Annotated in this window: 14 protein-coding genes; 12 read left to right on the top strand and 2 right to left on the bottom strand. The window is 41.9% G+C overall.

The features are described 5' to 3' along the window. Window positions 1–94 precede the first annotated feature (94 nt). A complete protein-coding gene (gene tal, locus FKG96_RS08000; protein WP_130856358.1) occupies window positions 95–1,222 on the top strand; it encodes a transaldolase in 1,128 nt (375 codons plus the stop codon). Beyond that, complete coding sequence (locus FKG96_RS08005; protein ID WP_130856359.1) at window positions 1,222–1,842, top strand: HAD-IA family hydrolase; 621 nt, start codon at window positions 1,222–1,224, stop codon at window positions 1,840–1,842. Before tal ends, FKG96_RS08005 begins: the two co-directional genes overlap by 1 nt. Window positions 1,843–2,439: 597 nt before the next feature. Here FKG96_RS08005 and FKG96_RS08010 read toward each other — a convergent pair. Beyond that, window positions 2,440–2,892, bottom strand: coding sequence for a hypothetical protein (locus FKG96_RS08010; protein ID WP_130856360.1), 453 nt, complete (start codon window positions 2,890–2,892; stop codon window positions 2,440–2,442). A gap of 380 nt (window positions 2,893–3,272) precedes the next feature. Between FKG96_RS08010 and FKG96_RS08015 the strand changes: the two genes are divergently transcribed. The 7 genes from FKG96_RS08015 (at window position 3,273) to FKG96_RS08045 (ending at window position 16,562) form a co-directional block, all read left to right on the top strand. After that, entirely contained in the window at window positions 3,273–4,046 is a 774-nt protein-coding gene (locus FKG96_RS08015) for a hypothetical protein (RefSeq protein ID WP_130856361.1), read from the top strand. 273 nt (window positions 4,047–4,319) lie between these two features. Beyond that, window positions 4,320–11,405, top strand: coding sequence for a cell surface protein SprA (sprA, locus tag FKG96_RS08020; protein WP_130856362.1), 7,086 nt, complete (start codon window positions 4,320–4,322; stop codon window positions 11,403–11,405). Window positions 11,406–12,030: 625 nt separating this feature from the next. Further along, the gene (gene gcvH, locus FKG96_RS08025; RefSeq protein WP_130856363.1) at window positions 12,031–12,411 is read left to right on the top strand and encodes a glycine cleavage system protein GcvH; all 381 of its coding nucleotides are present in this window, start codon (window positions 12,031–12,033) and stop codon (window positions 12,409–12,411) included. Between the two features lie 170 nt (window positions 12,412–12,581). After that, on the top strand, window positions 12,582–12,965 hold the full coding sequence (locus FKG96_RS08030; protein WP_013665475.1) for a VanZ family protein: 384 nt from the start codon (window positions 12,582–12,584) through the stop codon (window positions 12,963–12,965). A 458-nt stretch (window positions 12,966–13,423) separates the two neighbouring features. Next, window positions 13,424–13,645, top strand: a complete 222-nt coding sequence (locus FKG96_RS08035) for a FeoA family protein (RefSeq protein WP_130856364.1) — start codon at window positions 13,424–13,426, stop codon at window positions 13,643–13,645. Window positions 13,646–13,672: 27 nt separating this feature from the next. Next, entirely contained in the window at window positions 13,673–15,775 is a 2,103-nt protein-coding gene (gene feoB, locus FKG96_RS08040) for a ferrous iron transport protein B (protein WP_130856365.1), read from the top strand. Between the two features lie 175 nt (window positions 15,776–15,950). Next, on the top strand, window positions 15,951–16,562 hold the full coding sequence (locus tag FKG96_RS08045) for a sprT domain-containing protein (protein WP_130856366.1): 612 nt from the start codon (window positions 15,951–15,953) through the stop codon (window positions 16,560–16,562). A gap of 465 nt (window positions 16,563–17,027) precedes the next feature. Here the strand turns inward: FKG96_RS08045 and FKG96_RS08050 are convergent, their stop codons facing one another. After that, window positions 17,028–17,690 carry a YceH family protein gene (locus FKG96_RS08050; RefSeq protein ID WP_149105300.1) on the bottom strand — a complete coding sequence of 221 codons (663 nt, stop codon included), beginning with the start codon at window positions 17,688–17,690 and terminating at the stop codon, window positions 17,028–17,030. A 47-nt stretch (window positions 17,691–17,737) separates the two neighbouring features. Here FKG96_RS08050 and ispG point away from each other — a divergent pair, with 47 nt between their 5' ends. The 3 genes from ispG to nuoH all read left to right on the top strand — a co-directional run bounded on the left by ispG (window position 17,738) and on the right by nuoH (window position 23,114). After that, the gene (gene ispG, locus FKG96_RS08055) at window positions 17,738–19,750 is read left to right on the top strand and encodes a (E)-4-hydroxy-3-methylbut-2-enyl-diphosphate synthase (protein WP_210421302.1); all 2,013 of its coding nucleotides are present in this window, start codon (window positions 17,738–17,740) and stop codon (window positions 19,748–19,750) included. 100 nt (window positions 19,751–19,850) lie between these two features. Continuing rightward, window positions 19,851–21,587 (top strand): ubiquinone-dependent pyruvate dehydrogenase, encoded by a 1,737-nt coding sequence (locus tag FKG96_RS08060; protein ID WP_013665482.1) that lies wholly within the window; start codon window positions 19,851–19,853, stop codon window positions 21,585–21,587. Window positions 21,588–22,019: 432 nt separating this feature from the next. Beyond that, entirely contained in the window at window positions 22,020–23,114 is a 1,095-nt protein-coding gene (gene nuoH / locus FKG96_RS08065; protein WP_130856369.1) for an NADH-quinone oxidoreductase subunit NuoH, read from the top strand. Window positions 23,115–23,466 lie beyond the last annotated feature (352 nt).

The following is a 23,466-nucleotide window of genomic DNA, read 5'->3' on the forward strand; positions in this document are numbered from 1 at the left end:
TTAATCAGATGAAACCATCATGATTTATTCAAACCACACAGGGGTATGAATGAATCTGATAGCTTCATCGCCACTAAAAGTCTAATTTAATCAGATGAAAAATCCATTAGCAAAGATCCCTGATTTCGGCCAAAGTATATGGTTGGATTATATCAAAAGATCGTTTATTCAATCCGGTGAATTGAAGAAATTGATAGACGAAGACAATTTAAGAGGAGTTACCTCAAATCCTGCAATTTTCGAAGAAGCGATTGCACGTAGTGAAGACTATAATGATACCATCAGTGAATTGGGAAAGACGGATATCTCGAATGAGGAAATTTTTCTCAAAATGGCTATTGAGGATGTTCAGCATGCCGCTGATGTTTTTAAGGGGGTTTACGAACAGACCAAAGGACTGGATGGCTACGTAAGTCTAGAGGTTTCACCCGGTTTGGCATTGGATACCGAAGGCTCTATTGCAGAGGCACGATCGTCCTGGAAAGCACTTGACCGTCCGAATGTGATGATTAAAATTCCCGGCACAAAGGAAGGCTTGCCGGCCATTAAACAGTTGATAAGCGAAGGCATTAATATCAACGTAACGCTACTTTTTGGTTTAGACCGATATCGCGAAGTAGCGGAAGCTTATATTGCAGGATTAGAAGAACGGGCAGAAAGAGGAGAACCCCTGGAAAAAGTAACCTCGGTAGCAAGTTTCTTTTTAAGTCGCATCGACACAATGGTAGATACGATGTTAGACGAGGTTGCTGAAAATGATCCGAGTAAAGCTACAGCGGCAAAGCAGATTAAAGGACAGGTCGCAATCGCAAGTGCTAAAGTGGCATATAGTATTTATAACGAACTTTTTATGTCTGATCGTTTTCTGGAATTGGAAGCCAAGGGTGCTAAACCACAGCGTTTGCTATGGGCCAGCACCAGTGTGAAAAACAAAGCCTATGATGATCTAATGTATGTTGAAGCACTTATCGGCCCACAAACGGTAGACACCTTGCCAAAAGAAACCTTGAATGCCTATCGCGATCATGGCAACCCCGCAGCACGCTTAAAAGATGACCTTGAGCACGCACGTTATACGCTGTACAAATTGGAAGATATTGTTGGCATTAAGCTTTCAGACGTTACGCAACACCTGGAAGAAGAAGGGATTCAGAAATTTATTAAACCTTTTGATAGCTTGATGGACGTGCTAGCACAGAAACGCAAGGAGGTGGTTTCCTAATGCCTGAACACAATAGCACCATTAAAGCACTCTTTCTGGATATAGGAGGAGTGTTTTTAACAAATGGCTGGGATACAGAAGCTCGTAAAGAAGCAGCAATCAAATTCGGACTTGATTTTGAGGAACTGAATGGAAGACATCGTATCATCTTTGACGCCTATGAGTCAGGTAAATCTACTTTGGACGAATATTTGACTTTGTTAATATTCTATAAACCACGCAATTTTACACGAGAGGATATTAAAGCATTTATGATGCAAAAGTCGCAACCTTATCCCGAGATGATCGAATTGATCCGTACCATAAAACGGAAGCATCATCTTCTCACCATCGCCGTGAATAATGAAGGCAGGGAATTGAACGACTACCGCATTCAGCAATTTGACCTAAAGAGTTTTATTGATGTTTTTGCCTCTTCTTGTTTTGTGCATATGCGAAAACCCGATATGGATATGTATCAACTTGCAATCGATCTGGCACAGGTAAAGCCTGAAGAAATCGTCTATTTAGACGATCGCCCGGTCTTTATTGAGGCGGCTTGCCAACTGGGTATACAGGGTGTTGAACATGTCGATGTAGCAACGACGAAATCAGCTTTGGCTCAGTACGGATTAATATAGTATTGTTAAGTGGTTGAGTAGGGCGATGGTTAAGTAGTTGTTAACGCACAACGCCGTACTCAATTCTTAATTGTTCGCTGTTGATTGTTAGCTATCAGTAATCAGCTGTCAGAAATCGGCTTTCGGCTATTCCGAGTTATAAGTTCTACGTTATAGGTTTTACGTAAGGGCATCTGCTAATGTGGTAACCATTATCACATTGGCTCATTCGCCAGCTGTCAGTAATCAGCTTTCAGTCGCACCAGCCCTTATCACATCATCACATTGGCCAATTGGCTCATCGGCTAACCGACCGCAGGAAGCTCATGAGTGCCGAAAAAGCAAGCACTTACGAATAATTGTCACACTGGCTAATTGGCTAATTGTCACATTGGCTAATCAAGCTATAAGCCATAGGCTTTAGGCATTAGCTTTTAGCTATCAGAAATCAGCTTTCAGCCACTAACCTGTTCATCATCACATTGGCTCATCGGCTAATTATTCACTATCTGTTTTTATTATTAAGGTGTTCATGAGCTCACTTTGTTCGGTTATCACATTGACCAATTAACGTCTCAACAACTTAACTATTTCCCTACTCAACAACCTACTATTCAACTATTTTTCTTTACTAAGGTTAATCGTGATCGAGTGTTCGTCCAAACCTTCAATGTGCTCATCGGTAAAAATGTCTTTTGATTTCTCCTGAATGGCAGTGAGTAAATCCTCTGCCGATCCTTCGTAGTCTACTAAGATCACAGAGCCGGATGGACTGAATTTCATCTTGGTACTTTCGACTCCCTTGCACGTCTCAACCTGCTCGTTTAGCTTTTTAAGATTCGTGAGGTTAATACCGGAAATATTAATGGTCGTAAAATCTTCTTCCGCACTTTCCTTTTTCTTAAAAAAGCCTAACACTTTATCACCGGTTCCTTTTGTTTTATCGGCTGTGTTAGATGCTTTTTCTACTTTGTTTAATGCTTGGTCTACTTTATCAAATAAACTTTGCGCTTTCACGCTGGCCACACACAAAAAAATCAGGGGGGCACAGCAAACAATTAACTTTTTCATAATCCAACTTGTTATTTAATACGTTTCAGTTTGTTCAGGTAAAGGGCTAATAAAATACTTTATGGACTCTTTCTGTAATACACATTAGCTTAACAAAATTGCTTGATTCCGTATGGTTCTACAATCCTCATAAATGAGTTATTTTTTCTACAGGTTTTCCGGTAGTTTTAGATCGTTTATTGCTCAAGAAAATGAACAAGATGAATAAGCGACTTTAGATCATGATTTTTCGACTTTCACTGCCGTTCCTTGTCAAAATATGCGTGATTCTCAGCTAAGTGATGAAAATCGTCATGATGAAACTTGAGGTTCTGAATTATAGGAAATAAACCGAATTAGATATTTTAGCCTTCTTTTAACTTAATTCGTTTAATAATTTTATGCGTATTTTAACAATTAACCGTAACTGCTTAATTTTATGTGTCTTGTTCATATTGATCTTCATTGGCGGATGTAAAAAGGATGATCCCGTCAACCCGACCCCGGAAGTTCCGTCACTTACAATGGCCCAACTTTATCAACACGCTATTTTGGATGCAATGGTAGCCGATAGTTCGGAAGTCATTGACACACTTTGGCAAATTTCGAAAGAGAACACGGCGCTGCAATGGAAAACAATCAATGGGAAAGACTATGTTTTATTAGCCAGCTTTATGCGCTATCCGAACAGCTACCCGGTAGGAGATTCCATTACGAACGTATGGGGCGAATCTTGGGTCTTTATTCCTCAACAAATGAAAGCGCGCATTGGCAAAGACTTACAGACTACCAGTGATACGACCATGCGTATCTGTCAGCTCTTAGGTCTGCCTCCAGCCAACGAAAGAAGCAACACACATATTGCGGAAATGTGGGTAAACCCCGAACGCCTGTATCGACCTGCCGGAGATCCGAGAGTTGCTACACGGACAGCGGGGGCAGTATTAAGTAATAACGTTTCAGAAACTTATAACACTTGGTTCAATAATTATATTCTTTTTGCTTATTATAGAACCCTCTCCGGTTCTGCTGATTTTCATTATCCTTGGACTCGCTTAGGTTATACGTATGATTGGGCTCCTGACAGCCCTGAAGTCGGTCTGAGTGAATACGTACTTCAGGCAAGCTCGGGGTCTTGGGTCGAACGTGTAGCTCCGGTCGGAAGCTATTTTTGATAGCCTTCGTAATACACCCGGAAATGTAAAAGAAGAGTTAACGGCTTTGCTCTTTGAATTAAAAAGAAAGCCTGTCTTCTTATACACGGAAAAAAATAATTATCTACGAATTAGTGTTTCTCGGTTAAAATCTGAACAAAATGAACAAAGGCCATGTGTGCACTTTTTTGTTCGTTTGTACCTGAATTGGTGGTGTTTTTTTAAGCCATAGTAATGGCCTAAACTCAAGTTATCAATTATATTATAAAGCAAGTACATTCATTTACCTGTGCTGTGAGAAATACCTTTTCGAGTATACTATTTTTTCTTTTTTTCTTTTCAGTTCCGGGGGCGATAGATGTTTTGGCCCGGCAAAAGCCGGCATTATCAACTAATAGAGATAGCACTAAGAATGTAAGTGATAGTACGGGAGTGCTTTATCCCATTAAGGACGAACCTTTCCTAAATTTATACCAACGAGATAATGGTATTCATCTTCGTAAGCCCGGGACTATCAAAAGGGAAATAGACTTTGATCCCATTGGTAGGCAATATATCATTCGAGATAATATTGGAAGCAGCATGTACCGTCCGCCACAGTACTTGAGTATTGACGAATATCAGCAATATGAAAACCAATCGTTGAAAGAACGTACTTGGCGAGAGCTGTCGGATGACTTTTCCAGACGTGCGCGGAAAGATGGATGGATTCCTAGTATTCAAGTGAATAGCCCTACTTTCGAGAAGATTTTTGGTGGAAATACGATTAATATTATACCTAGGGGAAGTGTGGATGCTACCATTATGGGACAATATAATAAAAACGATAATCCCATGTTCAATGAGCGCCAACGGAAGCAATTCGGATTTGATTTCGATCAGCGTATCCAGATGAACTTAACCGGTCAGATCGGTGATCGAATGCGCATCATTACCAATTATAATACGGAGGCGCAGTTCGACTTTGAAAATCAGATTAAGTTTGACTACGTGGGAAAAGATGACGCAATCATTCGTCGTATCGAAGTGGGTAATGTAAGTATGCCTTTAAATTCTACATTAATTTCAGGCACACAAGCTCTTTTCGGTGTAAAGACGCAATTGCAATTTGGTAAATTGGGGGTAACGAGTGTCTTTTCACAGCAACGATCGCAAAGCAAGGAGATCACTATTACCAATGGCGCGCAGCAAAATGAGTTTTCGTTGAAAGCTGACGAGTACGAACAGAACAAGCATTACTTCCTTGCGCAGTACTTTCGCGACAATTATAACAGAGCAATGTCCAACGCTCCTCTATTATTAACGAATGTTAATATTACGCAGATCGAAGTTTGGGTTACGAATAGGAGCAACTCGATCGAAAATAGCCGAGATGTATTGGCTTTTATGGACTTAGGAGAAAGTCGCCCCTGGAATCCGATGTTTAATCAGCCGGGAGGTTCTCAGTTACCGGCGGCGGGTGTGGTAGGCGACCCTGCCTTTCCTGAACAGTCGAACCGGCTCTTGCAGATTTTGCAACAGCAATACCCCGATGCCCGCTATAGCTCATCAAATGCTGTTGCCGCCCTTTTCCAAAGTAGTGGAGCTAACGACAACTATGCTCGCCTTTCCAATGCACGGAAATTAACGGAAAAGGAGTATACTGTGAATCGACGGTTGGGATATATTTCCTTAAATACACCATTAAATGCTGATCAGGTACTGGCGGTTGCTTATCGCTATACAGCCAACGGGAGGGAATACCAGGTAGGCGAATTTTCTACGGATATTCCTATTAGCCCATCTAATCCACAGGTGCTCTTTACCAAGTTGTTGAAAAATGAAGTATTGAAGCCTAATTTACCTGTTTGGGACCTAATGATGAAAAACATCTACTCGATCGGTGCTTATCGGGTAGGACGAAATAATTTTATTCTGAATGTCTTTAGACTGGAAGACGAAACGGGGGTTGAACGGCCGGTGATGTTTGAAGGGAAAAATACCACCAACAAATTATGGCTGCAGTTGACAGGCTTGGACCGACTTAATCCACAGAATGATCGACAGCCTGACGGGGTTTTTGACTTTTTGGAAGGCCTGACGATCGACCCGGAATATGGAAGGGTTGTATTCCCGGTAGTGGAACCTTTCGGAAAGGATTTGAAGAGCTTATTCGCCCCGGGAGAGGAGCAGTTGGCAGAGCGGTATGCGTTTCAAGAACTCTATGACTCAACCAAGGTGGTTGCACAGCAACTGTTTGCCAACAAAAATAGATACGCAATACGCGGCACCTATGAATCCGAAGCAGGATCGGAGTTCCAGCTAGGAGCGATTAACATCCCCCGAGGGTCGGTGCAGGTCTATGCAGGTGGGATTCCCTTGCAAGAAGGGGCAGACTTTACGGTGGATTACGAAATTGGAAGGGTACGCATCTTAAATGAGGCGCTACTAAGATCCGGGCAGGCCATTCGAATAAAGATGGAAAACAATGAACTCTTTGGCTTACAACAACGGACCTTATTTGGGTCCCGATTAGATTATATGGTGAACGACCAACTTCAACTGGGCGGTACCATTATGAATTTATCGGAACGACCGCTAACGCAAAAAGTCAATTTAGCGCAAGAACCAATCTCCAATACCATTTGGGGATTTGATGTGAACTATAACGCTCCTTCTCGATGGCTTACGCGTATGGTGGATAAAATTCCATTTATTAATACACGTGAGGAATCTACTATTTCCTTCTATGGCGAATTTGCTAATCTGATACCGGGACATTCGAAGGCAACCAATATCGCCGGATCCAGAAATGGCGCCAGCTATATTGATGATTTTGAAAACAGTCGGTCTATAATTGATTTAAAAGGCGCCTATAGCTGGCAAATTTCGGGTACGCCTCAATTGTTTCCCGAGTCACAGCTATCTAATGATTTACGCTATGGCTACAACAGGGCCCGACTAGCCTTCTATAATATTGATCCGGTTTTTTATCGGAATGATAATAGTCTTACACCTGCGAATATTAGGGGTAATTTAACGGAATTGTCGAACCATTACGTACGGGAGGTATTGGAACAGGAGGTGTTTCCGAATAAGCAAACGGTTACCGGACAGCCTTTGTTCATGTCTACACTTGACCTCAGTTTTTATCCTACAATAAGAGGTCCTTATAACTATACGCTTTCCGGTGTAAACAGTGATGGTACCTTAACCAATCCCAAATCCCGCTGGGGAGGTATGTTCCGACAAATTCAAACGCCTGATTTTGAAGCACAAAATATCGAATTTATCGAGCTTTGGATGATGGATCCGTTCATTTATAAACCACAGGATGAGGGTGGGGATCTTTATTTCAACTTGGGAAATATCTCGGAAGATATCTTAAAAGACGGACGTCGGGCCGTGGAAAACGCACTGCCTACGAATGGCAATTATGCAGAAATGGACCTAACCAATTGGGGAAGAGTTCCTAAACTGCAACCCATGGTGCAGGCCTTCGCGAATAATCCCGATCAACGCGCATTACAGGATGTCGGCTTAGATGCCTTGAACGATGCCGACGAACGAAATCATTTTTCGAACTTTCTGTCGCAAGCTAGTGCAACGTTAAACCCGCAACCTTTACAGGAGTTAAATAACGACCCCTCAAGCGATAACTTCAGCTATTTTAGAAGTGCCGAATTGGATGCGCAGAATGCCGGTATTCTAAAACGGTATGAGCGATTTAACGGGACGGAGGGTAATAGCAAAACTGCGGAGCAGGCCGGGGCAGGAGATGGAGTCAATACGTCGGCATCTACCTTATTACCCGATGGGGAGGATGTCAATCGGGATAATACCATGAACCAGATCGACGAGTATTATCAGTACCGTGTTTCTGTTCGTCCGCAGGATATGATGGTGGGTAAGAACTTTATTGTGGATATGATTGATGCACCCGTTACCTTGGCCAATGGTAAGAAGGAAAATGTGAAATGGTATCAACTACGCATTCCAATTACGCAATACGAATCCAAGGCAGGCGATCCCCAAGACTTTAAGTCTATTCGCTTTATACGGATGTTCATGACAAATTTCGCGGATACGTCTATCCTAAGAATGGCGAGATTACAATTGGTAAGGGGCGAATGGCGGCGATTCAATTCGGAACGATCGCCTACAAAAGTCATTGCAGATCCAACTTTAAATAATCCGGGTTTAGACAATTCTACCATTGAAGTAGCGGCGGTTAGTATTGAAGAAAACGGGAACAGGCAACCGATTCCGTACGTAGTTCCTCCGGGCATCGAACGACAGATCGATTATGGCAATTATAACACAAATGTACAATTGAATGAGCAGGCTTTGTCGGTCACCGTCAACCGGTTGCGAGATGGTTATGGACAAGCGGCCTATCGTACTTCCACCAATGACTTTCGAGCTTATAAACGCTTGCAGATGTTTGTTCACGCGGAAGGCGATGAGTTGCGAAGTGGAGATTTACATGGTTTTATAAGGGTGGGAACCGATGGCATCGAAAACTATTATGAGTACGAAATGCCACTCGAAGTAACGACGCCGGGAAGCCGGGATCCGGACGCCATTTGGCCGTCAAGTAATCGTATGAATGTCGAAATTAAGCTATTCCAGGAAGCAAAAGAAGCAAGAAATAAAGCTACCCTACCCGATGGTAGTCCTTGGCCGATCAATTTGCCCTATAGCTTTGTGGATGGCACAAATACCGTGACGATTAAAGGACAACCGGACATCAGTAAAATCAGATTCTATATGCTGGGTGTCAAAAATCCGTTGAAAGGACAAAATAATGCAAATGATGACGGGATGGAGAAATCAGGTGTTATTTGGTTCAATGAATTACGTTTGACCGATTATGAGGATAACGGGGGATGGGCCGCAACAGCTCGGTTAAATGCTAAATTGGCCGATTTCGCGGATGTGACGGTTTCTGGAAGTAAGAGTACCATTGGCTTTGGTGCAATCGACGCGCGAATCAATGAGCGAAATCGGACGGAAGATCGATTTTTTGACTTTACAAGTAGTGTGGAACTGGGTAAGTTCTTCCCCGAACGCACGGGCATCAGAATTCCTTTTTATTTTAATTATTCAAGTCAGGTGCGTACCCCACAATACAATCCCTTAATGCCGGACATTGAAATGAAATCGGCACTGGATGGACTGAATGATAATCAAAAAGATTCCCTTCTGCGCCTGACGCAGGATTATACGACGCGCAAAAGTATCAGCTTCATGAACGTGCGGAAGTTGCGTATGGATAACGAAAAACCGGTACGTTTGTGGGATATCGAGAACTTTAGCGTCTCCTATGCTTTCTCACAGTTTTACCATCGTGATTATTTGACAGAGAAATCCGTTCAAAACAATTATCGCGCTTCACTATCTTACGATTATGTGCAAAATAAAGATAAGTACATCGAACCGCTGAAGAAATTATTTAAGGGAAGATATACTCGTCTATTAAGTGATCTGAACTTTAATTTGATGCCTTCTTTTATTAATTTTCGGATTGATGTACAAAGACTTTACACCGAGAACACACTTCGTACCGGCAGTTCACCGGATAACTACCTGCCTGCCGGTAATATAGGTACCCTCTATAATAAGAATTTTACGATGACGCGGCTATATGGTATCAGCTGGAATCTTACCCGCTCACTAAAGCTGGATTTTAATGCTACTAACTATTCTATTATAGATGAACCGCAGGGACGTTTGGATGGCTTAAAGCGTGATACTTTATGGGAAAACTTCTGGAAGTTGGGGAGAACGACTGACTATAACCATATGATGAATTTAACCTATAATGTGCCGCTGGATAAAATTCCGGGACTTGATTGGATTAATGTAGCCGCTCGTTATGGAAGTCAGTTCGCTTGGCAGACCCAACCCTTATTGGCAATCAACGACCCGAACCTGAATATTGGAAATACGATTCAGAACTCGCGGACTTTGCAACTAAATCCGCGATTCAATCTTTTGGGGCTCTTTAATAAATTCCCCTTCTTTAGGGATGCGCGAAATGGACGAAGTCCGAACAAAGGAACTGAAATCCTGGCAAACTTTGTTTCCAGCATTAAGGATATTAACGCTGCTTACACGAGGGTTGATGGAACGTTCTTACCTGGATATCTGGGGAAAACAAATATGCTGGGTTTGGACTTCGATATGAATGCCCCGGGCTTCGGATTCATCTTTGGTGGACAAGGGGATATATTGGGAAAAGCGATTGCCAATGGATGGTTGAGTACCGATAGCCTGCAAACGCAACTTTATGCGAAGTCTTTACGCGAGGATTTGAGTATCCGCGCTACACTGGAGCCCTTTAAGGATCTACGGATCGACTTAACAGCTACGCGGATTGAAAATAGAAATTTTACCACGCAAGTGCTCTTTAACGAAGATACGCAAGGATTTGAGCGGGTAACACCGGTTACAGCAGGGGATTACAGTATATCGTATCTCTCTTTGAAAACGGCCTTTTCGAACAAAGATGAGCTTTTCAAAACTTTTGAAAGAAACAGAGGGACAATCTCACGAAGATTGGGACAATTAAATCCCAATTCGGAAGGAACGATCGGCGATTTTGCTGATGGATATGGAAATACGGCACAAGACGTAGTAGTTGGCGCTTTTCTGGCGGCTTATACAGGCAAAAGCCCGGAGAAGCAGAGCTTAGGTGTGTTCCCGCGTATACCGATACCTAACTGGCGTATTATGTATAATGGATTGGCGAAATATCCTTTCTTTAGCGAATATTTATCCTCGTTGGAACTGGTACATGGTTATCGAACACTCTATAATATTAATGGTTACACCACACTTATTCGATATGGTGAAACGAATGGCGCGTCTTCGGTGAGAGATGTCAATGGAAACTTTTTGCCACAATATCAATTCTCACAAATTACTTTACAAGAGCAATTTTTACCCTTGATTGGCTTCAACGCTCGTTTCAAGAATAACCTAACAGCCAATGCGGAATATAGGAAGGCTCGGACTTTAAGTCTTAGCCTGCAGAACAGTCAATTGGCACAGCTACTGGACGAAGGCTTCATTTTGGGGGCAGGCTATCGTGTTGCTAATTTTAGATTTCCCTTTGGTTGGTTTGCAGATAGAAAAGTTTCAAACGATTTGACCTTTAAACTGGATGTGGCTATCAATGATATGAAAACCTTGGTATACCGGTCCGATTCCGAGTTTTCTGAAATGGCCTCAGGAAATAAAAATATTACTTACCGACCGTCTATCGATTATATGTTCAATAATCGTTTTAATATCCGAATGTTCTTCGATAGCAATGCAGTGAAGCCTTATACTTCGCAAACCTATGCAACGGCCTATAGCAACTTCGGATTCAATTTGAGGATATTATTGCAGTAAGGAGTAGTTAATAGGGAAATAGTTGAGTAGGGAAATAGTTGAGTTGTTGAGACGTTAATTGGTCAATGTGATAACCGAACAAAGTGAGCTCATGAACACCTTAATAATAAAAACAGATAGTGAATAATTAGCCGATGAGCCAATGTGATGATGAGAGGCTAGCGCAACTGAAAGCTGAAAGCTGATTACTGAAAGCTCGTTGATTATTCGTAAGTGTTTGCTTTTTCGGCACTCATGAGCTTCCTACGGTCGGTTAGCCGATGTGATAATGAGCCAATTGGCCAATGTGATGATGTGATAAGGGCTGTGCGACTGAAAGCTGATTACTGACAACTGGTGAATGAGCCAATGTGATAATGGTTACCACATTAGCAGAAGCCCCTACTTAAAACCTATAACTTAGAACTTATAACCAAATAGCCGAAAGCTGATAGCTAAAAACTAATAGCTAAAAATCACTATTCCCTACTAACAAGTTCCCCATCCCGCTCAGGGGCTAAAGCATAGAGCCACGCAATGAAAATTGCATTTGAAAGCAATTTTATCTAAGTTTGGCAAAAAAACAACATGAATATACCGGTCTTCTTAACGAAGAAGGGTTACTAAAGCACTAAACAAAATAATAATGAATTTTCCAGCTGAATTAAAGTACACGAAAGACCACGAATGGATCCGTGTAGAGGGCGATGAAGCAACCATAGGAATTACTGAATTTGCTCAGCGTGAATTAGGCGATATCGTTTTTGTAGACATCAATACGGTGGGTGATGAGGTGGCTGTTAATGACGTATTTGGTACGGTGGAAGCAGTAAAAACCGTTTCTGATTTGTACATGCCGGTGACATCAACTGTGTTAAGTTTAAATGAAGCGTTGGATGGGTCGCCGGAATTGGTAAACAATGACCCTTATGGTGACGGTTGGATTATTAAAGTGAAAATCAGTAATAGTGCAGAGCTGGACGGATTACTTTCTGCTGAAGCATATCAAGCATTGGTAGGAGCTTAATACGCTGCTTTACCGAATTCGATTTTGTCATTAATATTACGTATTACGAGACAAGTGAAAGCGATAGATTGCTTCTTTTAATAGTAGTCTATCGCTTTAATTTTTTACTATTGGTTTATTTCTTGATCATTTTATAGAATGATACTTTTATTCTCCCCCTGCGCTAAGCTATGAAGCATTTTATATGGGCCATCTTGTGGGCCGTAGTTGTATTGTTACTTACTTGTTTGCCAATGGATAACACGACAGAAAAAGTACCGCACTTTGAAGGAATGGACAAATTGGTACATACTGGATTTTTCTTTGTTTTTTCGGTTTTGCTCTGTTTAGGTTACGCAAGAAAAAAGAAAACTCATCAGCCTCAATTCGGTATTTTTTTGAAAGCGCTCATTTTTTCGGCAATATTTGCTTTACTTACAGAATTTTTACAGTATCAGTTCTTTACCTATCGTAGCGGTGATTGGTGGGATGTTTTTGCCGACATGACTGGTACGGGTATGGGATTATTTTCGTACCTCGTGTTGCATAGAAGCTATAGGGCAGCAAAAATATAACGTGAAAAGTTAAAACAAGAAGTATCTGAGTTTTTTAACATAGAATGAAAATTTATATGAACAATAGGTATATCCTTTTCTTTTTAGTTGGCTTATGCCTCTTGCTTAGTTCTTGCGGACTTTTCAAAAAAGGATGTAATTGCCCGCCAATTAGTAAACACTATAGAACCGTGAACCGATAGCTATGAGTTTATGAAGCGCTGATTTAGTCGTGAATTTGTAAGAAGCTAATATCTTTTTTTGAATCATTCTAAATAAAGCTTACCTTTGGATTTGTTTGCGACAAGGCTCCTTGCCTTCTGTGGGTCGTCACTGTCGACGGATTGGAAAGGCACCTAGGGAAATGTCGCATTTCACGATGTCGGATGTTGAATCTGTATTCATAAACCTTTAGGTTTTGAATATAGCCTTGCCTACCGGCAGGTCGACCGTCGACTAGAGATAAAAAATATTTACGGATGAAACTGACAGCATTAAAAATCGGAAGTTCCGGTATTATTAAAGATTTTACTGACCTAAACCTTTCCATAAAGCTTATGGAAATGGGATGTTTACCGGGAGAACGGATTACTTTTGAACGGGTGGCTCCTTTGGGAGATCCCATTGCGGTGTCGATTGCCGGTTATCAGCTTAGTTTGCGAAAGGAAGAAGCGGCAACTATTATTGTTGAGGGATTGTAAAATATAGATAGATAAGTACAGATATTCATGAGAGTAGCGTTAGTAGGGAATCCGAATACGGGTAAATCAACTTTGTTCAATAGTCTGACCGGACTCAATCAAAAAGTTGGGAACTTTCCAGGTATTACCGTTGATAAAAAAACAGGAACCACTAAACTTCCAAACGGAAAGCATGTGGAAATCATCGATTTGCCGGGTTGTTATAGCCTTTATCCTAAAAGTCGGGATGAGGCAATTGTGCTGGAAGTATTGACGAATCCCAAAAATGCTTCTCATCCGGATCTGATCGTGGTGGTGGTGGACGCTACCAATCTTAAACGGAATCTGTTGTTGTTTACGCAAGTTGCGGATCTTAAAATTCCGATTATTTTGGCGCTGAATATGTCGGATGCCGCTCGGAAAGAAAAAATCCTGATCGATGTAGATAAAATGTCTCAAAAGTTGGGCGTACAAGTGGTGCCTATCAGTGCCCGAAAAAATGAGAATATAGAATTATTAAAGCAGGCTATTGCAGACGCACCCGGCATTGCGCTGCAAAAGCAAAGTATTGAGGTTTGTGAAATTGCTCCGGCACTGATCTCGCAGATAAAGCAGGATATTCGTATAAAGGAAGATTATGTAGCGCTTTTACTTGCTCATCAACATGAGATACTAGATTATCTTACCGAGGAAGAGAGCAACCATATCGAATCGCTGGAACAGGCAAACGCATTCCAGCCTCAACATTCGCAAACCAAAGAAACGATTGCTCGATATGATTTTATTAGCACGGTTTTACAGGAATCGGTAAAGCAAATGCCTAAGAATATAGCGGAAACACCGACAGGTAAAATCGATCGTATTTTGACGCATCGGGTTTGGGGTTTTGTCTCTTTCCTGGCTATTCTTTTACTCATCTTTCAAGCGATATTTGCCTGGGCCGAGTATCCTATGGGTTTAATAGAAAGTTTTTTTGCCTGGCTGGATGAAATAGGAAGACAGTATATCCCCGAAGGAGTTTTAGCTGATCTCTTATTGGACGGCATCTTAGCAGGGCTGGGCGGGGTATTGGTGTTCATCCCGCAGATTGCCATTCTCTTTGGTTTTATTGCCATTTTGGAGGACACGGGTTATATGGCCAGAATCACCTTCTTGATGGATAAGATTATGCGAAAAGTTGGGTTGAACGGAAAGTCGGTCGTGCCAATGATCGGCGGTTTAGCCTGTGCCGTACCGTCTATTATGGCGACGAGAAATATTGAAAGCTGGAAAGATCGGATTATTACCATAATGGTAACGCCTCTCATTAGCTGTGCGGCACGTTTACCGGTATATACTTTACTAATTTCTTTGGTTGTGCCAAACGATAAGATTTGGGGTTTCTTTAATCTGCAAGGCTTGGCCCTGATGGGCATGTATTTAATAGGTACGATAGGAGCCATTGTAGTTGCCTGGGTTATGAAAAAAGTCATCAAAACCAAGGAGAAATCCTATTTTATCCTGGAATTGCCTGTGTATCGGGCACCGCGGTGGAAAAATGTCTTCTTAACTATGTACGAGAAAGTGAAGACTTTTGTTTTGCAGGTAGGGAAGGTAATTATTGCCATGTCCATTGTTTTGTGGGTGCTAGCAACTTACGGTCCTCCGGGACGAATGGAGGCTATCGAAGAAAAATATCAAACTGAAGATTACGTAAACAACTACTCGGAAGAGGAACGGCAATTTTTGGAATCAGCAGAGAAGCTGGAGAATTCGTACGTTGGTATCTTGGGAAAGACGATTGAACCGGCTATAAGACCCTTGGGTTTCGACTGGAAAATTGGTATAGCGCTGATTACTTCTTTTGCTGCACGTGAAGTTTTTGTGGGAACGATGGCTACCATTTATAGTGTAGAAGAACCTGAAGACGATACCTCAACAATTCGACAAAAGATGCTCAGCTCAAAGGATAGTATAACAGGGAAACCGATTTATACGGTAGCCTCGGCTTTTTCTCTTATGATATTTTATGCTTTTGCCATGCAATGTATCAGTACCATCGCGGTGGTACATCGGGAAACTAAAAGTTGGAAGTGGCCAATTATCCAGTTGACCTACATGACGGCTTTGGCTTATTTTTCCTCTCTATTGGTGTTCCAATTGTTAAAATAGACAAAAGTGTCTTCGTGTCAAGTCGAACTTATCCAGAGCGATAGTTAAAAATTGATTAAGAAAAACGTTCGTTTATTACAGGCATTATTCCAATGTAAATATTAGGTGTTCAGGAACTTGCCGTGAAAGCCTTGTTTATTCTGAATATCTTGCTATTTTTAGCGTCGTATTTAAAATGATTGAAAAAACAAGGTTAGCATTAGAAAAATATGTTCCGAAGCAGGCTGCCCCAATAATTGCCCGTTGGATTCATCAAGCACCCTGCCTTTTTAAGATCAGCAAAAGCCGGACATCTAAGTTTGGTGATTACAGATCGCCGTACAAAGACAAAGGACATCGTATCTCGGTCAACCATAACCTGAACCCCTATGCTTTTTTGGTAACAACAGTGCATGAATTCGCGCATCTGAAAACTTGGAATGAACACAGAACAAAGGCAAAACCTCATGGTATAGAATGGAAACAGAATTTTAAATTATTAATGAAACCTTTTTTTGAAATGGAGGTGTTCCCGGATGATGTGAGACAAGCGGTATTAAGTTACTTGGCAAATCCGGCTGCTTCCAGTTGCTCGGATCTAACGTTATATCGTATATTGAAACAATATGATCATCCTAAAAATGGGCATGTTAGGGTGGAAGAACTAGCATTGGGTAGTGCTTTTGCACTTCCCAATGGACGAATCTTTAAAAAAGGGGAAAAAAATCGAACCCGTTTTCGATGCGAAGAATTAGCGACCGGCAAAATTTATTTATTTAGTCCCGTAGCTGAAGTCTTCAAGCTGTAAGCTTTAGGTAGTTAATAAGTGAACTTGTTACCCCAGCCAGTTATAAGTTTTAAGTTATAGGTTTTAAGTAAGAGCTTCTGCTACTATAAGGCCGTAAGCTATAGGCTCTAAGCTGTAGGCGTACCGAATTACCCTAGCCGGTTATAAGTTCTAAGTTATAGGTTTTAAGTAGGGGCTTCTGCTAATGTGGTAACCATTATCACATTGGCTCATTCGCCAGCTGTCAGTAATCAGCTTTCAGTCGCACCAGCCCTTATCACATCGTCACATTGGCTAACCGGCCGTAGGAAGCTCATGAGTGCCTAAAAAGCAAGCACTTACGAATAGTTGTCACATTTGCTAACCGACCGTAGGGAGCTCATGAGTGCCGAAAAAGCAAACACTTACGAATAATTGGCTAATTGTCACATTGGCTATTCACTATTTTCCTACTTAACAACTAACTACTCCCTATTTAACTGCTCCCTAATAAAGCTCCTTCATTAACTTTTCAAATGCCTCTTTTAATTCTTCAAGTTCTTGTTCTACCTTGGCTAAGCGAGCTTCCAACATGCCTGTATCTTGGATGTTTATAGCAGACACTTCATTGAATTCACTGCTTTCAAAATCAGGCATGCCACCAAAAAGATGCATATAACGAACCTCTTTTTGTCCGGGTCTCTTGGGAACTTGAATAATCATGGCAGGCAGTTCCGCTTCTTGGCTTAACTTATCTAGATACTCCTGAATTTCTGCCAATGATTCAAATTCGTAAAGCCGGCCGGAATTACTGTTGATCTCGCCAACGGTTAGCGGACCTCTTAAAAGCAGAAGACATAAAATAGCTACTTCGGCGGGTATAATCGGATATAGAACACTTAAGGTATGTCTGTATTTAATGGTGCGGCTGGTGCCTCCGGTAGCCGTAGCAACTAAACCTTTCTTCCGCAAAGAATCCAATGCCGCTATAACGGTGTCGTCGTCATATTGCACGACAGGCTTCCGCGATGATTTTTGATTGCAAGCCGCTGTCAAACTGTTTAATGTTAGCGGATAATATTCGGGTGTCGTTTTGCTTTTTTCCATTAAAGAACCCAATACCCGCTGTTCTTCATTAGTTAATATAGGTAAGGTAATCTGTTGTTCCATGGCTAAAGATAGGAAAATTACCTAACTTTGTGCAACACATACAGGTTATGGATTTAACGAAGAAATTAACGCTCCCCGGAAAATATTGTGAATCGTTGACGCATTATAAGCGTTGGCTTACACGAGAGGTACAAATCGGCGATGTTCCGATGGGAGGTACGCATCCAATCCGCATTCAAAGTATGACAACGGTGGATACGATGGATACCAAGGGCTCTGTTGAACAGACGTTACGAATGGTGGAGGCCGGTTGCGAGTATGTGCGGATCACGGCTCCCAGTATCAAGGAAGCGCAAAACTTAGCTGAGATAAAAAAAGAGCTACTCAAAAGAGGGTGCAAAGTCCCACTGGTCGCAGACATTCATTTTACGCCAAATGCGGCAGAAGTAGCAGCGCGTATTGTTGAAAAGGTACGGGTGAACCCCGGAAATTATGCTGATAAGAAGAAATTTGACCAGCTGACTTACACCGATGCAGCCTATCAGGCAGAGCTAGAGAGAATCTATACCAAGTTTGCTCCTTTGGTAAAAATCTGTAAGGAGTATGGTACCGCCATGCGAATCGGTACAAATCACGGTTCTTTATCGGATCGAATCATGAGTCATTATGGCGATACGCCCGAAGGTATGGTGGAGTCTGCACTCGAGTTTATCCGCATCTGTGAAGATCTTCATTATTACAACCTCGTCATTTCAATGAAATCAAGTAACCCGCAGGTGATGGTACAAGCGTATCGTTTGCTCGTGGAAAAGATGGTGGCCGAAGGGATGAACTATCCCTTACATTTAGGTGTCACAGAAGCGGGCGATGGAGAGGATGGGAGAATCAAATCGGCCGTAGGGATCGGTACCTTATTGGAAGATGGACTTGGAGACACGGTGAGGGTATCGTTAACAGAAGAGCCGGAATTGGAGGCACCGGTGGCTAGAGCATTAGTAAACCGTTACGTAAAACGTGCAGAACAAGTGTTGGAGATCAATTATTCACAAGAAATTGTAACTAATTCGAAACTTATCGTAGAAAACTTGGGCAGCCGACATGAAACGAAAGAGGTGAATGCCTTTATCGGCGGATCAATGGTCCCCCGTGTGGTGGCTGACTTATCTAACAAGCGATTGATAGACCCTATGGTATTAAAGGATATCGGATATATATACGACCCCCTGTTGGATAAATATCATATGGGTGATCAATCCGTTGATTTTGTTTTTTTTGGTGATAATTTGCCCTCCTTTACCATGCCGGGAAACTTAAAACAGGTTTACAACTTTGCCACCTGGTTGGGTTTAACGAATAAAGAGAATGCGCATCCATTATATACACTCCATGATTATATAAATGCTAGTGAACGTGATACCAATCTTAATTTGGTGCGCATTTTTCACGATGACTTAGAAAGCGAAGCGTTCGAAAATTTACCGATGGATCAAACCCTGGTTTTTGTTTTGGAGACAAGACAGCTGCATGGTATGGCCGATCAACGGGAATTTTTTGTAAAGCTAAGGAGTTGGGGACTGGAGATGCCGGTTATTGTGAAGCGATCTTATGATCCGGTAGAATTTAGCGGACCGGTAGGCGATATGATGAGTCCTGAAGAACCTATTTCTAAACTGCAATTATATGCTGCAACTGATTTAGGAGGGCTCTTGATAGATGGAATGGGCAATGGTATATGGATTGATGCAGCTTCCATTCCAATCGATAAGCTTGCATCCGCGTCGTTTGCTATCTTGCAGGCAACGCGTTCGAGAATTTCAAAAACTGAATATATTTCCTGTCCAAGTTGTGGTCGCACTTTATTCGATTTACAGGAAACCACGCAAATGATCAGGAGCCGAACGAATCATCTGAAAGGATTAAAGATAGCCATTATGGGCTGTATTGTAAATGGTCCGGGTGAAATGGCCGATGCAGACTACGGTTATGTGGGTGCAGGGCCTGATAGGGTGACACTCTATCGGGGAAAAGAGGTTGTGAAGAAAAACGTGCAGTCTGCAGATGCTTTGAATGAGCTGATAGAAATTATCCGAGCTGACGGCAATTGGGTTGAATTTGCTTAATTTTAATCGTCTATTATACACTCAAAACTATCGCTGCCCAAACTAATAAGCCAATGTGTTGTTATTACTAGATCTTACTAACAACCTTAAATTTTTTATCATGGCAAAAAAAGTGGCAGATCAGCTAGTTGAAACCCTTTGGGACGCAGGAGTTAAACGTATTTATGCAGTTACGGGCGACAGCCTAAATGAGGTAAATGATGCCGTACGAAGAAACGGCAAGATGCAATGGGTACATGTTCGCCACGAAGAAGCAGGAGCATATGCCGCAGCTGCGGAAGCTGAGTTGAATGGTGTCGCTTGTTGCGCGGGCAGCAGCGGTCCGGGACATGTACATCTCATTAATGGCCTATATGATGCTAATCGATCAGGGGCTCCGGTCTTAGCGATTGCGTCAACTATGCATACCGACGAAATGGGTTCTGATTACTTTCAGGAAACAAATACAATTAAGCTATTCGACGATTGCAGTGTTTACAATCAGATAGCTACGACGCCGAAACAATTTCCGAGAATGCTTCAGGCAGCCTTACAACATGCCTATAGTAAAAAAGGTGTGGCGGTTATTGGTATGCCTGGTGATGTAGCCATGGAAGATGCTGCTGATATATTGACGGAAACTAGCTTGTTAAAACAAAGGCCCGTAGTACGTCCAAATGACGAAGAATTACAAAGTCTCGCGCAATTGTTGAATCAACATCAACGAATTACCCTTTTTTGTGGTATTGGTTGTAAAGAAGCCCATGACGAGGTAGTGGCTTTAGCAAAGAAATTAAATGCACCAGTTGGTTATTCGTTTCGAGGTAAGATGTATGTGCAATACGACAATCCGAATGAAGTCGGAATGACCGGACTTTTGGGGTTGCCGTCGGCCTACCATGCCATGCACGAATCAGATCTGCTTGTATTATTGGGAACCGATTTTCCGTATAAAGACTTTATGCCGGAAAGCTGCGGTATTATTCAAATTGATGAAAAGCCGGAACGGCTGGGACGTAGGGCTAAGCTCAAAATGGGACTAATGGGCGATATTAAACATACCTTGCAAGCACTGTTGCCACTATTGGACCAAAATCAAGATGATAGTTTTTTACGAGCGCAATTGAAGCTTTATGAAAAAGTAAAAGAGACGCAGCAGACTTATGTGAACGACAGAGGGAAAAAGGATAATATATCACCCGAATATTTAGCTCATACGATTGATAAGTTAGCCACAGATGATGCAATATTCACGGTTGACACCGGCATGAGCTGTGTTTGGGGAGCACGATTTATACAAGCTACCGCTAACCGCGAATTACTTGGTTCATTTAATCACGGTTCGATGGCCAATGCTATGCCGCAGGCTATTGGTGCCGCCTTTGCCCGGCCTAATCAACAGGTGATCGCATTTTGTGGTGACGGCGGACTATCAATGTTATTAGGTGATTTAGCTACGATTGTTCAGTATAATCTTCCAATAAAAGTAATTGTGTTCGACAATCGTTCACTGGGTATGGTAAAGTTGGAAATGGAAGTGGCTGGCTTGCCCGATTGGCAAACAGATATGTACAATCCGGATTTTGCAACGGTTGCCATGGCGATGGGTATGAAGGGAATATGCATCGATGAACCGGATAAGGTAGAGCAGGGCATTAAGGAGGCGTTGGCTTATCAAGGACCCGTATTGGTGCACGCAAAAACGAATCCGAACTCGTTGGCAATGCCGCCGAAGATAGAATTCTCTCAGATGAAGGGTTATGCCATTACAATGGGAAAAATGATACTCAATGGACGAATGGATGAAGTGCTTGATACCGTTAAGAGCAATTATAAGCATTTGAAGGAGCTTTATTAGGGAGCAGTTAATGGGGAATAGTTAAATAGGGAGTAGTTAAGTTGTTAAGTAGGAAAATCGTGAATAGCTAGTGTGATAACCGAACGAAGTCAGTTCATTAAAGCCTTGAAAGTAATTAGACAGTGAATAATAAGCCAATGTGATAATAGTTGCAGTAACACAGGCAGTAGCAGCGGTACGCCTACAGCTTAGAGCTTATAGCTTACGGCCTTATAGTAGCAGAAGCCCTACTTAAAACCTATAACTTAAAACTTATAACCGGCTAGGGTAATTCGGTACGCCTACAGCTTATAGCTTACCGCCTTATACCGGTATCTGCAACTCATAACCACGCTCAGCTCTACAGAATAAGTAGTTATTAGAATCATTCAAAATAAGTTTATTTTCCATTTAGTATTTTCATGCTTAATCATTAAGTTTGCATTTATTACAATTAGTGCAAATTTTGTCTTGAGTTTTTACATCATATATATTCTGGTTGCCATTCTGTTGTTTACTTTCTTAGCTGGGTTTACGCTTTTTGCCGTGTATGCCGAGCGCAAAGTAGCAGGCTTTGTGCAAGATCGACTGGGTCCTATGGAAACCGGTAAATTTGGCAGCTTGCAGACGATTGCCGATATTCTTAAACTTTTGCAAAAGGAGTTTATAACACCTGCTAGCGGCGATAAGGTGTTGTTTGCAGCTGCTCCGGTTATTGTATTCGTTGCGGTATACCTAGGTTTCGCAGCTATGCCTTGGGCGCCAAATGTGGCACCGGCAGCACTCAATTTGGGATTGTTTTATGTAATTGCGATCATATCAGTAGAGGCTATTGGGGTGCTGATGGCGGGATGGGGTTCTAATAACAAGTTTTCTTTATTGGGATCGCTCCGCGCAGTTGCACAGATCGTTTCTTATGAAATACCGGCGGGTTTAGCCTTAATTGCTGCAGTCATGATAACGCAGACACTGGATATGCAGGAGATGACCATTAATCAAGGAATATTAACAAATGAACGTCTACTTTTCCTTGGTTTTTGGGATGTAAGTGAAATAGGTGGTTTTTTTGCGTGGAATATCTTTCAAGCACCTCATCTAATATTAGCTTACATCATTTATTTTGTCGCTTCGTTGGCTGAGTGTAATCGGGCCCCTTTCGATATTCCGGAAGCGGAATCGGAACTGGTATCGGGTTACCATACGGAATATGGAGGCTTACGCTTTGCCTTCTTCTTTCTGGCCGAATATTGTTTGATGTTTTTGGTATCCATGATTGGCGTAGTGCTTTTTTTGGGCGGATGGAACACACCACTGCCAAATATAGGAGCCTTGAAATTGGCAGCTTGGACAACGGGAATAGTATGGGGGATTGTTTGGGTGTTACTGAAAACCTTAACAATTGTTGGCATTCAGATTTTAATTAGATGGACGCTCCCCCGATTACGTGTGGATCAATTGATGAGTTTATCTTGGAAGGTATTAACACCGTTGGCCTTTTTATGTATGGCAATATCCGGTATCTGGCGAATTTTGGTTATGGTCGGTTAGTAGTTAACCGGTTGAGTAGAGTTTTATTAGTATTGAATGATGCCTGCCTGCCGGTAGGCAGGAATTATAAATGATGAACGATGAATATGGTTGAATAGTTGATTAGTCAATTTGAGAATTAGCCGATTATTCGTAAGTGTTTGCTTTTTTCAGTACTCATGAGCTCCCTACGGTCGGTTAGTCAATGTGATGATGGGGTTTGTGTAGCTTAAAGCTTATTCATATGGCCTATAGCCTTATAAATTGCCAATTCCGTGATAGGGGAAGAGCTTGTGCGACTGAAAGCCAATAGCTGAAAATGAGTGAATGATGAACGAACAGCTTAAAGCTTAGTGCTTATAGCTTACAGCTA

The organism is Olivibacter sp. LS-1 (genome assembly GCF_008245145.1).
In the GTDB taxonomy this organism is placed as follows: domain Bacteria; phylum Bacteroidota; class Bacteroidia; order Sphingobacteriales; family Sphingobacteriaceae; genus Olivibacter; species Olivibacter oleidegradans.

Coding starts and splice junctions, on each gene's coding strand:
- FKG96_RS08060 (WP_013665482.1), top strand. CDS start 19,851: ATGGCAAAAAAAGTGGCAGATCAGCTAGTTGAAACCCTTTGGGACGCA.
- FKG96_RS08030 (WP_013665475.1), top strand. CDS start 12,582: ATGAAGCATTTTATATGGGCCATCTTGTGGGCCGTAGTTGTATTGTTA.
- FKG96_RS08010 (WP_130856360.1), bottom strand. CDS start 2,892: ATGAAAAAGTTAATTGTTTGCTGTGCCCCCCTGATTTTTTTGTGTGTG.
- ispG (WP_210421302.1), top strand. CDS start 17,738: ATGGATTTAACGAAGAAATTAACGCTCCCCGGAAAATATTGTGAATCG.
- FKG96_RS08045 (WP_130856366.1), top strand. CDS start 15,951: ATGATTGAAAAAACAAGGTTAGCATTAGAAAAATATGTTCCGAAGCAG.
- FKG96_RS08015 (WP_130856361.1), top strand. CDS start 3,273: ATGCGTATTTTAACAATTAACCGTAACTGCTTAATTTTATGTGTCTTG.
- gcvH (WP_130856363.1), top strand. CDS start 12,031: ATGAATTTTCCAGCTGAATTAAAGTACACGAAAGACCACGAATGGATC.
- FKG96_RS08050 (WP_149105300.1), bottom strand. CDS start 17,690: ATGGAACAACAGATTACCTTACCTATATTAACTAATGAAGAACAGCGG.
- FKG96_RS08005 (WP_130856359.1), top strand. CDS start 1,222: ATGCCTGAACACAATAGCACCATTAAAGCACTCTTTCTGGATATAGGA.
- FKG96_RS08035 (WP_130856364.1), top strand. CDS start 13,424: ATGAAACTGACAGCATTAAAAATCGGAAGTTCCGGTATTATTAAAGAT.
- tal (WP_130856358.1), top strand. CDS start 95: ATGAAAAATCCATTAGCAAAGATCCCTGATTTCGGCCAAAGTATATGG.
- feoB (WP_130856365.1), top strand. CDS start 13,673: ATGAGAGTAGCGTTAGTAGGGAATCCGAATACGGGTAAATCAACTTTG.